The organism is Moraxella sp. ZY210820, assembly GCF_030674635.1.
GTDB lineage: Bacteria > Pseudomonadota > Gammaproteobacteria > Pseudomonadales > Moraxellaceae > Acinetobacter.
In genome coordinates this window covers 317,542-331,518 of record NZ_CP089978.1, presented here as the reverse complement: position 1 = coordinate 331,518, position 13,977 = coordinate 317,542, and the positions used below count along the sequence as shown (strand labels likewise).

At 35.6% G+C, this 13,977-nt stretch carries 12 protein-coding genes and 4 tRNA genes; 3 read left to right on the top strand and 13 right to left on the bottom strand.

The window, feature by feature from the left end:
• The 9 genes from rplK to trpE all read right to left on the bottom strand — a co-directional run bounded on the left by rplK (window position 1) and on the right by trpE (window position 5,088).
• On the bottom strand, window positions 1-429 hold the full coding sequence (rplK, locus tag LU301_RS01660; RefSeq protein ID WP_305271909.1) for a 50S ribosomal protein L11: 429 nt from the start codon (window positions 427-429) through the stop codon (window positions 1-3).
• A 124-nt stretch (window positions 430-553) separates the two neighbouring features.
• Window positions 554-1,087 (bottom strand): transcription termination/antitermination protein NusG, encoded by a 534-nt coding sequence (gene nusG, locus LU301_RS01655; RefSeq protein ID WP_305271906.1) that lies wholly within the window; start codon window positions 1,085-1,087, stop codon window positions 554-556.
• A 4-nt stretch (window positions 1,088-1,091) separates the two neighbouring features.
• Entirely contained in the window at window positions 1,092-1,532 is a 441-nt protein-coding gene (secE, locus tag LU301_RS01650) for a preprotein translocase subunit SecE (protein ID WP_370692213.1), read from the bottom strand.
• A gap of 203 nt (window positions 1,533-1,735) precedes the next feature.
• Window positions 1,736-2,926 (bottom strand): elongation factor Tu, encoded by a 1,191-nt coding sequence (tuf, locus tag LU301_RS01645; RefSeq protein WP_305270061.1) that lies wholly within the window; start codon window positions 2,924-2,926, stop codon window positions 1,736-1,738.
• Between the two features lie 143 nt (window positions 2,927-3,069).
• Window positions 3,070-3,144, bottom strand: a tRNA-Thr gene (locus tag LU301_RS01640).
• A 36-nt stretch (window positions 3,145-3,180) separates the two neighbouring features.
• A tRNA-Gly gene (locus LU301_RS01635) sits at window positions 3,181-3,256 on the bottom strand.
• Window positions 3,257-3,285: 29 nt separating this feature from the next.
• A tRNA-Tyr gene (locus tag LU301_RS01630) sits at window positions 3,286-3,369 on the bottom strand.
• Between the two features lie 46 nt (window positions 3,370-3,415).
• Window positions 3,416-3,491: transfer RNA gene (locus LU301_RS01625), tRNA-Thr, on the bottom strand.
• Window positions 3,492-3,591: 100 nt separating this feature from the next.
• Window positions 3,592-5,088 (bottom strand): anthranilate synthase component I, encoded by a 1,497-nt coding sequence (gene trpE, locus LU301_RS01620; protein WP_305271904.1) that lies wholly within the window; start codon window positions 5,086-5,088, stop codon window positions 3,592-3,594.
• A 371-nt stretch (window positions 5,089-5,459) separates the two neighbouring features.
• Between trpE and LU301_RS01615 the strand changes: the two genes are divergently transcribed.
• The gene (locus tag LU301_RS01615) at window positions 5,460-6,428 is read left to right on the top strand and encodes an AEC family transporter (protein ID WP_305271903.1); all 969 of its coding nucleotides are present in this window, start codon (window positions 5,460-5,462) and stop codon (window positions 6,426-6,428) included.
• A 46-nt stretch (window positions 6,429-6,474) separates the two neighbouring features.
• Complete coding sequence (locus LU301_RS01610; protein WP_305271901.1) at window positions 6,475-7,485, top strand: methyltransferase; 1,011 nt, start codon at window positions 6,475-6,477, stop codon at window positions 7,483-7,485.
• A 108-nt stretch (window positions 7,486-7,593) separates the two neighbouring features.
• On the opposite strand, the gene hmpA is transcribed toward LU301_RS01610, so the two are convergent.
• The 4 genes from hmpA to tpx form a co-directional block, all read right to left on the bottom strand.
• On the bottom strand, window positions 7,594-8,778 hold the full coding sequence (hmpA, locus tag LU301_RS01605) for an NO-inducible flavohemoprotein (RefSeq protein WP_305273909.1): 1,185 nt from the start codon (window positions 8,776-8,778) through the stop codon (window positions 7,594-7,596).
• 192 nt (window positions 8,779-8,970) lie between these two features.
• Window positions 8,971-10,497 (bottom strand): helicase HerA-like domain-containing protein, encoded by a 1,527-nt coding sequence (locus tag LU301_RS01600; protein ID WP_305271899.1) that lies wholly within the window; start codon window positions 10,495-10,497, stop codon window positions 8,971-8,973.
• Window positions 10,498-10,671: 174 nt separating this feature from the next.
• Window positions 10,672-11,850, bottom strand: a complete 1,179-nt coding sequence (locus tag LU301_RS01595; protein ID WP_305271897.1) for a Fic family protein — start codon at window positions 11,848-11,850, stop codon at window positions 10,672-10,674.
• A 202-nt stretch (window positions 11,851-12,052) separates the two neighbouring features.
• Window positions 12,053-12,550: a thiol peroxidase gene (gene tpx / locus LU301_RS01590; RefSeq protein WP_305271895.1), complete on the bottom strand. Its 498-nt coding sequence runs from the start codon at window positions 12,548-12,550 to the stop codon at window positions 12,053-12,055.
• A gap of 367 nt (window positions 12,551-12,917) precedes the next feature.
• Here tpx and LU301_RS01585 point away from each other — a divergent pair, with 367 nt between their 5' ends.
• Complete coding sequence (locus LU301_RS01585; protein WP_305271893.1) at window positions 12,918-13,811, top strand: DMT family transporter; 894 nt, start codon at window positions 12,918-12,920, stop codon at window positions 13,809-13,811.
• The last annotated feature ends 166 nt before the right edge of the window (window positions 13,812-13,977 follow it).

The window sequence follows — 13,977 nt, the reverse complement described above, 5'->3', positions numbered from 1 at the left end:
TTATAACTCCACATCCAAGCCCATTGAACGAGCAGAACCTGCAATTGTACGCACACGTGCATCTAAATCAGCACCTGTTAAATCTGGTTCTTTAGTTGTTGCGATTTCTTCTAATTGAGCACGGGTCAATTTACCAACTTTAGTTTTATTTGGTACAGAAGAACCTTTCTGGATACCAGCCGCTTTCTTGATTAAGATTGATGCCGGTGGAGTTTTCATGATAAATGTAAATGATTTATCATTATATACTGTAATTACAACAGGAATTGGTAAACCTGGTTCAACTTTTTGTGTTGCAGCGTTAAACTCTTTACAGAACGCCATAATATTTACACCACGCTGACCTAATGCAGGACCAATTGGTGGAGATGGATTTGCTTTACCAGCAGGAACTTGTAGCTTGATATAGCCATCAATCTTCTTTGCCATGTCTATTTACCTCTGGGTACAAACGCCGCTAAGCTCCCCATTTTAATTAAAAATCTTACCCTTAACATAAAGGCAAGTTATTATACATCACTTTCAATCAAATAGATATTTATTTCAGACAAATTTAGATAATTTTTTCAACTTGTCTAAATTCCAACTCAACTTGAGTAGGGCGACTAAATACACTAATAATCAATGTCAAACGTGACTTATCGTAATTCACTTCTTCAACTACACCACGAGAATTTGCAAATGGACCATCAATGACCAACAATTCTTCACCTGGCTCAAACATTGTTTTAGGACGAGGAGCATTTGTTTTCACATTAATGCGTGCCAAAATTGCATCAGCCTCTTTTTGAGTAATAGGTGCAGGTTTTTCAGGTGTACCTCCTACAAAACCTAATACATTTGGGCATTCTTTTACTAAATGCCATGCCTCATCATTCATATCAATTTCAACAAGCACATAGCCAGGGAAAAACTTACGTTCTGATTTACGCTTTTTCCCATCTTTCATTTCCATCACTTCTTCAGTTGGAACCAAGACCTCACCAAAACTATCTGCCACAGCACTACGCTGGATTCTCTCTTTTAAAGAACGCATCACTTGCTTTTCATAACCTGAATAAGCATGAATAATATACCAACGCTTCATATAACTACCCAATAATTAATTTTGTTAACCAGCTAAATAATGTATCAAAAACCCAAATTAAAAATGCAGCAATAAATACAACAACTATAACTTGCCATGAAGTTGAAATTGTTTCAGGCTTTGTCGGCCATGTTACACGACGCAACTCAATACGAGACTCTTTAAGTAGCTGAATAAAACCTTTACCCTGTTGTGTTAAATACAATAATCCTAACGCAACAATTACACTACCTACAATTACACCAATACGCACCCAAACATCATTTGCCATAACCCAATATTTAGGCAAATAACTATTTGCCATTGTTGCAAATAGCAACAATGCAAGTGCAATCACCCAAAGCACATAATCCAAAGGAGAACTTTGTTTTACCACTTCAACTGACTGTTCTTTTCGCTTTGCCATCTTTATTTGCTCAGTATTTGATGTTTGACCGTTTTGCATTTTTTTACTCATGATAAATTTAGCACTATATTATAAAAGTAGAATATAGACTGAATCAAGTTTTTTCATAATTTACCTACAAAATTAACCAAAAATAAATATAAATTCATTATCATTATTGAATATATTAACTACAAATAAAAAGCTAGACCATAAAGACCTAGCTTTTTGCACTTTAATTTCTAAACAATATAATGTTAGAATTAAGAGATAACTGTTGCTACAACACCAGCACCTACAGTACGACCACCTTCACGAATCGCAAAGCGTAAACCTGCGTCCATTGCAATTGGGTGAATTAACTCTACTGACATTTCTACGTTATCACCTGGCATTACCATTTCAACGCCTTCTTTCAACTGGATTGCACCAGTTACGTCAGTAGTACGGAAATAGAATTGTGGACGGTAACCATTTAAGAATGGAGTATGACGACCACCTTCTTCTTTAGACAATACGTATACTTCTGCATTGAATTTAGTGTGTGGCTTGATTGTACCTGGTTTAGCCAATACTTGACCACGTTGAACCTCTTCACGCTTCGTACCACGTAATAAGATACCACAGTTTTCACCTGCACGACCTTCGTCTAGTAATTTACGGAACATTTCAACGCCAGTTACTGTTGTTTTCGCTGTATCTTTGATACCAACGATTTCAACTTCTTCACCTACTTTGATAACACCAGTTTCTACACGACCAGTTACTACTGTACCACGACCAGAAATTGAGAATACATCTTCGATTGGCATTAAGAAGTCTTTGTCAATTGCACGCTCTGGTTCTGGGATATAGCTATCCAACGCCTCAACTAAAGCCAATACTGAAGATTCACCATATTGACCAGCATCACCTTCTAATGCTTTTAATGCAGAACCACGAATTACTGGAGTATCATCACCAGGGAAATCGTAAGAAGAAAGAAGTTCACGCACTTCCATTTCTACTAATTCAAGTAATTCTTCATCATCAACAAGGTCACACTTGTTCAAGAATACGATGATATATGGTACACCTACTTGGCGAGACAATAAGATATGCTCACGAGTTTGTGGCATTGGACCGTCAGTTGCTGCACAAACAAGGATTGCACCGTCCATTTGTGCCGCACCAGTAATCATGTTTTTCACATAGTCAGCGTGTCCTGGGCAGTCAACGTGTGCATAGTGACGAGTTGGAGAGTCATACTCAACGTGAGAAGTGTTGATGGTAATACCACGTGCTTTTTCTTCTGGTGCTGAGTCGATTTGAGAATAGTCTTTTGCTTCACCGCCGTAGTTTTTTGCACAGATTGTTGCAATTGCAGCAGTTAAAGTTGTTTTACCATGGTCAACGTGACCGATTGTGCCCACGTTAACGTGTGGTTTATTACGTTCAAACTTAGCCTTAGCCATTGTTGAGATTCCTCATAATAAACATTATCTAAACTTAGATAATGATGATAAAAAATAAAGCCTTAATACTTTAAAAGCAGACTATGTAGCCTGCTTTGAACTTAAATGTATTATAGATAAAATTTAAAGTGTTGTAAAGTATCTGGAGCTCTTATCGAGATTTGAACTCGAGACCTCTCCCTTACCAAGGGAGTGCTCTACCACTGAGCTATAAGAGCGATAATTCAATCTGATTTAAATCGATACTTAGATAATGGAGCGGGAGACGAGGATCGAACTCGCGACATGCAGCTTGGAAGGCTGCCGCTCTACCAACTGAGCTACTCCCGCAAAGATACGATTTAGATTGAAAAGGTAGATGGTGGTGAGGGAAGGATTCGAACCTTCGAAACTTTCGTGGCAGAGTTACAGTCTGCTCCCTTTGACCGCTCGGGAACCTCACCTGATTTGCATCGCACTTATTCAGTGCTGTTCTGAGAATTAAAAGAATGGTGCCGACAATCGGATTCGAACTGATGACCTACTGATTACAAGTCAGTTGCTCTACCAACTGAGCTATGTCGGCGTTTTTTTAATGTTCATCTCAGGAACGATGCAAAGTATAGCAAATTTAAAAACTATTGCAAGCACTTTTTGCAATATTTTTTAAAAAATCATTTATTTGTTTAAAAAATCAACCCACTTGCCGATAATTCAACCGCCTTTATCACTGCACGGGCTTTTATTTGCGTTTCATTCCACTCTGACTGTGGTACAGAATCCGCTACTACACCCGCCCCTGCTTGCACATAGACTTTATCATCACGAATTACGCCTGTACGAATTGCAATTGCCAAATCCATTTCGCCATGCCAACCCAAATAACCGATGGCACCGCCAAAAATTCCACGTTTGACAGGTTCAACTTCATCAATAATTTCCATCGCACGGATTTTAGGTGCCCCAGACAGCGTGCCTGCAGGGAAAGTCGCTTTTAATACATCTAAAGCATCAATACCATCTAATACTTCACCTTGGACATTCGACACAATGTGCATGACGTGTGAATAACGCTCAATCGTCATTTTTTCAGTCACTTGCACTTTGCCAATTTTTGATACACGACCAATATCATTACGACCTAAATCAATCAACATCAAATGTTCAGCAATTTCTTTGGCATCAGCGAGTAAATCTTGTTCAAATGCAACATCTTCCGCAGGCGTTTTTCCACGTGGACGTGTACCAGCAATCGGACGTACCGTTGCAATCCCATATTCCAAGCGACATAAAATTTCTGGTGATGAGCCAACAATATGAAATTCTTGTTGATTGTCTAAAGTATAACCTTGCAATAAAAATAAATATGGTGATGGATTTAAATGACGCAACGCACGATATACCGAAATCGCTTCGCCATCAAAATCAGCGACCATACGTTGTGCAGGCACGACTTGCATCACATCGCCTGCTTTAATGTATTCTTTCACATGATTGACATCTTGTTTGAATTTTTCTTCGCCAGTCATCGAAGTAAATTGTGGGAATGTATGCGGTTTTGCCACTAATTTAATCGGCTCATCAAGTAATTTTTCAATTTCATCAAGCACTTGTTGGGCTTTGGCAAAACTATCGCCTTGTGTGGTATCAGCATGATGAATTAAAAACATCGTGTCTTTTAAATTATCAAACACAATCACGGTTTTAGACAACATCAACCAAATATCAGGTAAGCCGATTGGGTCATGGCTCGGTGCAGAATGGCGTAATTTTGGCTCGATATAACGCACAGCATCATAGCCAAAATAGCCGACTAAACCGCCTGTAAACTGTGGTAAATTCGGTAATAATTCTCGTGGCGGTGCATTAAATTGAGCTTGATAATCACGGATAAATTGATATGGGTCTTCGCAAGGTTGCTGGCTTTGTTCACCTTGTTCATTTTGAATGGTTAAAATACCATCATTACAGGAAAAAATACGACTTTCACCCAAACCAATAATTGAATATCTCGCCCAAGTTTCACCACCTTCAACCGACTCAAATAAATAGGCTAATTTGTGCATTTTTAAGCGTGCAAAGACAGTTAATGGTGTTTCAGTATCAGCAAGGCGTTGGCGGAACACAGGAATGGTATTGTAGCCTGCTTGTTCAAGTTCGGTAAATTGGGCAAGTGTGGTCATATTTTTTACTCATTTTTGTTGATAAAGGCATTATAACAAAAAACAACTATAATTTAAGGAGAATTTTGAAGAAAGTAATTTGTTTGGTGGCAAAGATACAGTATTGTAACCATCAAATGAAGAGCCAAACTCTGTATATATCGAAAACTGGGCAAATTTAGTCGAATATATTAAAACAATAGAAGATACATTTGAGTTGAAACATTTAATAGAGACCATGATTTGATAAACAAATTATTGAAAAAAATGATAGATGTAAGGACTAAAATTTTTGTCCTTACAATTACCAGAAAACTGAGCTAATCCCCATTAAGATATTAAATAAATTTGTGGTAAAATATTATTTATTTCACTTGAAAACAACAACTATTATGAATTTTTATGATGTATTACAGGCATCTAGTTTTGCATTAACGATTACTCTGCCTAATTTATTGTTATTGTCATTAGGATTTTATTTATATCGACAAGGGAAAATCGAGCGTAATTTTGTGAATGTTGCTTCAAATTTTGTTTTTAATTATTGCTTACCATGTTTATTGTTTTTAAGTATTATTAAAAGTCAGGTTGATTATAATCAGCAAATCACATTAATTGGTGCAGGTATTCTCGTTACTTTTATTTTATATATTGGTGCAGAAATTTATGCGTATTATCGTATTCAAGCACCTGAAGATAAAGGTGTTTTTGTACAAGGTGTATTCCGTAGTAATATGGCGATTATTTCACTGGCAACCGTTGCCAATGCTTATGGTACAGTGGGGATGAGTGTTGGTGCGGTGTATATGGGTGTAGTAACCATTTTGTTTAATATTTTATCGGTAATTACCTTAAGCCGTACACAACAACAAGTTTCTTTTATCGCACAAGCTTGGGATATTATAAAAAAAATTATGACTAATCCGTTAATTATCGCCCTTGTTTCTGGTTTTATTTATAAAATGATGGCAATTCCTTTACCGCCTGAAGCATTGATGAAAACAGGAACATTATTGGCTGGGGTTGCGTTACCATTGGCATTAATTTGTGCAGGGGCAAGTTTGGATTTAAAGTCAATGTTTGGCTTGTCAGGTTTGTCAATGCAAGCCAGTTTAGCTCGTATTTTGATTGCTCCGTTGATTGCTGTAGCGGTTGGCTTAAGTTTTAATTTGCCACCTTTACAGATGGGTGTATTATTTATGATGGTTTCTGCACCTGTGGCTACAGCCAGTTATGTAATGGCAAAAGCAATGGGTGGAAATGAAACATTAGCTGCCAATATTTTAGCATTTACCACTGTTTTTTCAATGATTGGTATGGGCATTGGTGCAGCAATCTTACGCTCAATGGGATTAATTTAAAGTGTAGTGTATAATAGCTTATTATCATACAAATATTGAGCTAATTATGAATCCAATGAGTGAAGTGATTTTACGTCAAAAATCACAATTAAAAGGTAAAATTTTATTAATTAATCCACCACAAGATAAATTGTGCCACCAATTAGATGGAGATGTGGATATTTGGACGTGGAATTATGCGGATTATCAATATTTTAAAACTGTAGGAAAAATATCAGAAATTTTATTTTCGGTCGAATTTTATAAATCATATGATTATGATTATATTATTATTTTTAATCCTAAAATCAAGCAACAATTACACTATGTACTTCACCAACTCTCTGCAAAATGTACATTAAATTCAGTAATTTGGTTAGTGGGTGAGAAAAAAGCGGGGATTGAAGGTTGTGCAAAATTATTAACAGATTATGGTAAAAGCAGTAAAATTGATATTGCACGTCATTGTCAATTATGGCAATTATTTTTACAAAAACAAGAGTCATTATTACCATTATCACATTGGGTAAAATCGTATGATTTGGTGTGTAATGAGCGAACTTTAAGCATAAAATCACTGGTAGGCGTGTTTAGCCAAAATAAATTAGATATTGGAACAGCAGAATTATTACCATTTTTAACACAAATTCAAGGCAAGAAAATCGCTGATTTTGGTTGTGGTGCAGGTGTGATAGCGTGCCATTTAGCGATTTATAACCCGCAAGCCAAAATTATGGCGTATGATGTTGATGCTTTTGCGTTGTCATCGGTGGCTTTAACTATTGAGCATAATCAATTATCCAATATTGAATATCAAGCGATTACAGGTGTAGATGATATAGATGGCAATTTTGATGCGATTGTGAGTAATCCACCATTTCATCAAGGGGTAGCAACGTCTTATGATGTGAGTGAACAATTATGTCATCAAGCAAAAAAACATCTGAATGCTCAAGGGCAAGTGTGGTTAGTAGCAAATCGCTTTTTGAATTATCCAAGTTTATTGGCACAGCATTTTGCAAACGTAGATATTGTGCATGATGCAAATGGGTTTAAAGTGATACGAGCAAGATTGTGAGATAGACAGCTTTTATCAGTCCTAAAATAAAATAAGCGTTTCATTTTATCTAAAAGTAAAACCGTTTAACATTATATTAAACGGTTTTACTTTTATCATGATGATAAATTATAGAGCAGGTACACCTGTAGTAAATGCTTCAAAATGGATTTGACTTGCAGGAATGCCACGAGCCAATAATGCACTTTGTTGGGCTTTCATAAATGCAAGTGGTCCGCAGAGATAATAATCCGCATCTGCAGGTAACAAGTCCGCAGGTACAGTATTTAAATCTAATTGACCCGTTGCATCTGCTTGACCTTCTTCATACACAGTAAAGGTTTTGACATTATCAAATTTTGCTTTTACATCAGCCAAATGTTGTTTCATTGCGTGTACTTTTTCGTTACGGCACGCATGGATAAAGCTCACTGCTTGTGGTACGCCTGCTTCAACGATTTGATTAAGCATTGCCACCATTGGGGTTAAACCAACGCCACCACTGATAAATACATTTTTCTTATCAGTATTGATTAAGAAGAAATTACCTGTTGGAGCTGTAACTTCGATTTCCTGACCCACTTCATAGCCGTGCAAAGTATTTGATACCCAACCCGCTTTCCAATCATTTTTAGCATCTTCACGTTTTACAGAAATACGCAAATAATCCGCTTTAGCACTATCAGAAAGGGTATATTGACGTGGTTGTTTTAAGCCCAATTCTTCGACCAATACACGCACCGAAATATATTGACCTGCTTTATATTTTGGTAAATCTCCACCATCAACAGGTTGTAAATAGAAAGATGTAATTTCATCGCTTTCTTGGACTTTTTGAGCGATTTTAAATTTACGCCAACCGAGCCAACTTCCTTTTGTTTGTGCGTGTTCATCATAAATCGCTTTTTCTGCACCAATGAATACATCAGCCAAAATACCATAAGCTGCCGCCCATGCTTGAATCAATTCATGGTCCATCGGAATACTTAATACTTCACTAATCGAATGCAATAGGTTTTCACCAACAATATTATAATCAGGTGCTTGGATTTCTAAGCTAACGTGTTTGTGAGCAATTAAATCAATCACAGGTGCTAAAACACTAGGATTTTCAATATTTTCTGCATACGCCAACACCGCACCTGCTAACGAACGAGCTTGTGCACCACTACGTTGATGCCCTAAGTTAAACACTTCTTTAAGATGTGGGTTACCATTAAGCATACGGTTGTAGAAATGTGAAGTTAATGCTTCACCGCTTTCACGAAGTACAGGAACTGTACCTTTAACAAGTTGAATTTGTTCTGGCGTAATAGACATGGCTTGAACTTCCTATCAGTAAGGTTTTAAAGATGTATTTATAATATATCTTTAAAACACTAATGACAAGGGTCAAATTTCAAAATGACGTAATATTATTAAGGTTATGATGATTATTCGTTTACTATTTAAACAAAATCCCTAAGTTTTTAAGCCTAGGGATTATTTTTATCTCAAGTTGATAGGTTATTTTTTACCAAAAATTGACCCTAACACACCACGAATAATTTTTTGACCTGTTGAACTACCTAAAATATTTACCGCAGTTTTCAGTAAATCTTGGTTTTGTTTGCTACGTTGCTGTTCTGCTTTGGCTTGTTCACGTGCTAAACGTTCTTGTTCTTTCGCTTGCTGTTTTTCCAATTCAGCCTGTTCTTTCGCTTGGATTTTCGCTTCAGCTTCAGCTTGCTTTTGTTGTTCTACTTCAGCAACTTTACGTTGTAACATTTCAAACGCACTATCTCGATCAACAGCTTCATCATACACGCCAGCGACAATACTTTGTTGCATCAATGATTTACGTTCTTCTAAGCTAATCGGGCTAAATGAAGAGTATGGCGGCATCACCCAACCACGCTCCACAATTTGTGGTGTACCCTGCTCATCTAAACAACTGATTAAAGCTTCGCCAACTCCCAGTTGGGTAATCGCTTCTGCCACATCAAAATTTGGATTGGCACGGAAAGTTTGTGCTGCCACTTTAACCGCTTTTTGATCTTTAGGCGTAAATGCACGCAAAGCGTGTTGTACACGATTACCAAGTTGTCCGAGTACGCTTTCTGGTAAATCCAGCGGATTTTGTGTAATAAAATAAATCCCCACGCCTTTAGAACGGATTAAACGCACCACTTGTTCAATTTTTTCTTGTAAGGCAGTGCTTGCATTATCAAATAATAAATGGGCTTCATCGAAGAAGAATACCATTTTAGGTTTATCTAAATCACCGACTTCTGGTAAACGTTCAAATAATTCTGAAAGCATCCATAATAAAAAGGTCGCATATAGTTTTGGCGTATTCATTAATTTATCTGCAGCCAATAAATTAATATAACCATGACCATTGGCATCGGTTTGGATAAAATCCATAATATCTAAGCTTGGCTCACCAAAAAATTGTTCCCCACCCTGATCACCTAATGCCAATAAATTACGTTGAATCGCACCTAAACTCGCAGGCGATAAATTACCATATTCATTTTTTAAATCGCCTGCGTTTTCACTGACATAAGTCAGCATGGCTTTTAAATCTTTAAAATCGATGAGTAATAAGCCTTGATCATCAGCAATTCTAAATACGGCAGATAATACACCTTCTTGTGTATCATTTAAATTCAGCATTCTTGATAATAATACAGGTCCAATTTCTGATACTGTGGTACGAATTGGATGCCCTTGCTCGCCAAACATATCCCAAAATGTAACGGGCGAACCTGCAAAATCAATACCATCTAAGCCTAGCATATGTAGGCGTTCATCAAATTTTGCTCCACCTGTACCTGCTTTAGCGATACTAGAAACATCACCTTTCGCATCTGCTAAAAAGACAGGCACGCCAATACGAGAAAAACTTTCTGCTAATACCTTAAGTGTAATGGTTTTTCCTGTACCCGTTGCCCCTGCGATTAAGCCGTGTCGGTTGGCAAGTTGTGAATGTAAAACAATGTCTTGTGATGTGTCGCCAACTTTTTTGGCGATGATGATTGGTGTACCCATAATCAAATTCTCAAATATAAATTAACACTATTATAAACGAGAATAATTGCAAAATAAAAACGATTTTCACGATTTTTAACAGGATTTTGTCAAGAAAAATGTCAAAACTTTTTAAATAAAAATCAAAATGATAGTATATTTTTGGAATAAAAAATGTCAAAGAAAATGTCAAAATTAACCAAAGACAAGTTGATGTTCAAGGTTTTCTTTTAAGAAACCAAGCTGTAATAGTTTTTCTATATCGCGATAAAAAGTACGTTCGGTTTTATTTGCATATAAACTTCGCACTGGCGGTAAATGGTAAAGCTCACGCAGTGTTAAAGAAAGCTCACTTGCTAAATAAATTTCAATTAAACTTACTTGGCGTTCATTGAGTATTTTATTTTGGCGAGCGGAAAATAATGAATTTCTAAATAATAAAAATTTAATTAAAATATTACTTTGATCATGTAATTCATTAATCACTTCAAGCATACCATCAAGTAAAAATTTAACAAAATCGTGTAAGGCATATTCCTGCTTTTGTTTCTGCTGTTGCCGACAATGATTAAATAAAGCAAAATATTGATAAATATGTTGCTGATAATATTGCCAAATCGCAGATGAACTAAATTGATAGCCTGATTGCTCTAAAATCAGCATTTCTAATAATCGCCCAGTACGTCCATTGCTGTCCCAAAAAGGGTGAATTAATTCAAAATAATAATGTGCTAAACTGGCACGAATGAGTGCTGGTTGATTTAAGATTGCAGGTGAGTTTAACCATTCTAAAAAGCATTGCATTAAAAATTCAATATCTGCTAAACATTTTGGCGGTCGATATGTTCCGCCTGTATTTTCATTACCGACAATGGTTTTTTGTCCCGTTTGATTATTACGAAATTGTGCTGATGGATTATTTTTTTCGTCAATATCTTGGGAAACTAAACGATGTAAATGCAAAACATCTGCCAATAATATCTCTTTTCCTTGCAATGGCTGAAAATCACGACTGGCTTTATTTTTGACCCATTCAATCGCTGATTTTAAATTAGTCAAACGCTTTTCTTCGCTATTTTGAATTTGTTCGGGTGAACGTTTTAGAATTTGTGCTGTTTCTTCAGGGGTAAATTGTCCCCCTTCAATGGTATTGGTACTATAAATACTGCTAGCAAGTGTGCGTTCTTGCATGGCATCAACTATTTCTGGCAACATTGGCATTTTATTAAAACGAATTTGAGCATCATTAACACGGTCAAACATCGCTTGTAATTGTGTCATATTAATCGCCAAGCTAAAAGTAAATGAGCCTGATTTGTAGGTCATCACTCGTAAAGTGGTGTCATTTAACCATGTTTTTTCAAGTTCAGGCATGATAATTTCTCAAAATTCCACGTAAAAATGTCAAAGAAAATGTCAAAACATTTATAATATACATCAAAGTGTTAGTTGATTTCAAGCGAAAAAAATGTCAAAGAAAATGTCAAAAAATATTGTTTTTTTATTGAGCTAAAAATAAAAAAATCTCTTTAACCGAAAATCGACTAAAGAGATTATTTTTAACCAATATCGATGATTATAATACTGCTAAAGCCGCATCATAATTTGGTTCTTGTTTAATTTCTGGCACAAGTTCACTATGTAATACTTTATTATCTGCATCAAGTACAATTACTGCACGGGCAGTTAAGCCAGTTAATGAACCAGAGACCATCGCTACGCCCACTTGTTGAGCAAATTCAGCATTGCGGAAAGTTGATACAGTTTTGACATTCGTTAAATCTTCAGCACCACAGAAACGTGCTTGAGCAAATGGCAAATCCGCAGAAATACATAATACAGCAGTATCAGCAAGATTGTTTGCTTTTTCATTAAAGACACGTACTGAAGTTGCACAAATACCTGTATCAATACTTGGAAAAATATTTAAAATTTTACGTTTATTTGTAAAATCAGCTAAATGAACATCTGCTAAATCATTGCCAACCAAAGTAAAATTTTCAACAGTATCACCAATTTGTGGAAATTGTCCTGCAACTTCAACAGGATTGCCACCAAGTGTAATTTGGCTCATAATAGAAACATCCTAAAACTAAAAAAGATAGCTTTACTATAGCGAAAATTATTCAAAAGTGCTAGTGGGCTTTTTGTAATTTTAATCATACTTATAGTATATCTTTTTGAATAAAATCTTGCCCATCATATACAGTCAATCAAACTTATCTCATAAAATATGATAAGATATTGATTTTTAATAAATTATTATTTTTTAATATTTGAAGAATAATTTCATAAAATCAATCATTTAAATCACTCATACGATTGCTCTGGATGCAGTCATTTTATCCTGATGATAAATAGCCAAAAGATAGGCGATATTAATAACAAAAAATCTTATAATTTATCCTATAATAAAGCATTTTTATCATTGTTTATTTTCTATGACTTTATCATCATCGACATCAAAATTAGTTAAACCACACCACGAAACAGGCTCTTATTGGGGTTCTCTATGGATGGTACTTGCTACCTTAAGTTTTACTTTGATGAGTGTTTTAGTAAAAATGGCGGGCGTAAAATTTGCATTACATGAATATGAATTGGTATTTTGGCGAGTATTATTTGCAAGCATTGTATTAGGTGTGCAAGCATGGTTAATGAAACGAGACTTTACCACACAATATCCTAAGGCACATTTTTGGCGGTCGTTGTTTGGTTCATTGGGCATATTTATGTTTTTCTATAGTTTAGGGAGTTTGCCTTTAGCAACAGCAATTACCTTTAATCATACATCTGCCATATTTTTAGCCTTATTATCAGTTATTATTTTAAAACAAATCCCAAGCCGTTTAACATGGTTTTCATTAATATTAGGGTTAATTGGTGTGATTTTTATTTTACGTCCGAGTATTTTACAGTATGGTGCATTTGCTACATTAATCGGTTTATGCAGTGGAGCGATAGCAGGTTATGCCTATTTACAAGTAAGAGAATTATCTTTATTGGGCGAGCCGTCATGGCGAATTGTATTTTATTTTTCCACTTTGGCGACTATTTTAGCAGGAATCGCCAGTAGTATAAAAGGCTGGTCAAGTTTAACTTTTGAAATGTTGCCTTATTTATTGGGTATTGGCTTTTTTGCGATGGTCGGACAATTAGCCATGACTTATGCGTATAAAGTCGGACGTAAATTTATGGTGGCGGCATTGGGTTATTTGGTGGTGGTATTTTCAACTTTATTTGGTATATTTGTATTTAATGAGCCGATTTCACTGTTGATTATAATAGGAATGTTGTTGATTATTGTAAGTGGGATTATTGCGGGGGTGAAATAAATGAAAGGTAGTGATTGGAAAAGTATGCTATTCATATTTAATATTAGAAATATTTGCGTAATATATTGATTTACAACATAATTATTAATCATAAATAATATTCAGCATACTTTTTTAGACCACAATCATATTATTTTTTAATTTAAATAGTTTAATAAAATCAATA

Excerpts from the sequence above, each read along its gene's own strand:
- secE (WP_370692213.1), bottom strand. The coding sequence starts at position 1,532 with ATGCAAAACGGTCAAACATCAAATACTGAGCAAATAAAGATGGCAAAG.
- LU301_RS01600 (WP_305271899.1), bottom strand. The coding sequence starts at position 10,497 with ATGGGTACACCAATCATCATCGCCAAAAAAGTTGGCGACACATCACAA.
- LU301_RS01610 (WP_305271901.1), top strand. The coding sequence starts at position 6,475 with ATGAATCCAATGAGTGAAGTGATTTTACGTCAAAAATCACAATTAAAA.
- LU301_RS01585 (WP_305271893.1), top strand. The coding sequence starts at position 12,918 with ATGACTTTATCATCATCGACATCAAAATTAGTTAAACCACACCACGAA.
- trpE (WP_305271904.1), bottom strand. The coding sequence starts at position 5,088 with ATGACCACACTTGCCCAATTTACCGAACTTGAACAAGCAGGCTACAAT.
- LU301_RS01595 (WP_305271897.1), bottom strand. The coding sequence starts at position 11,850 with ATGCCTGAACTTGAAAAAACATGGTTAAATGACACCACTTTACGAGTG.
- rplK (WP_305271909.1), bottom strand. The coding sequence starts at position 429 with ATGGCAAAGAAGATTGATGGCTATATCAAGCTACAAGTTCCTGCTGGT.
- tpx (WP_305271895.1), bottom strand. The coding sequence starts at position 12,550 with ATGAGCCAAATTACACTTGGTGGCAATCCTGTTGAAGTTGCAGGACAA.
- tuf (WP_305270061.1), bottom strand. The coding sequence starts at position 2,926 with ATGGCTAAGGCTAAGTTTGAACGTAATAAACCACACGTTAACGTGGGC.
- LU301_RS01615 (WP_305271903.1), top strand. The coding sequence starts at position 5,460 with ATGAATTTTTATGATGTATTACAGGCATCTAGTTTTGCATTAACGATT.
- nusG (WP_305271906.1), bottom strand. The coding sequence starts at position 1,087 with ATGAAGCGTTGGTATATTATTCATGCTTATTCAGGTTATGAAAAGCAA.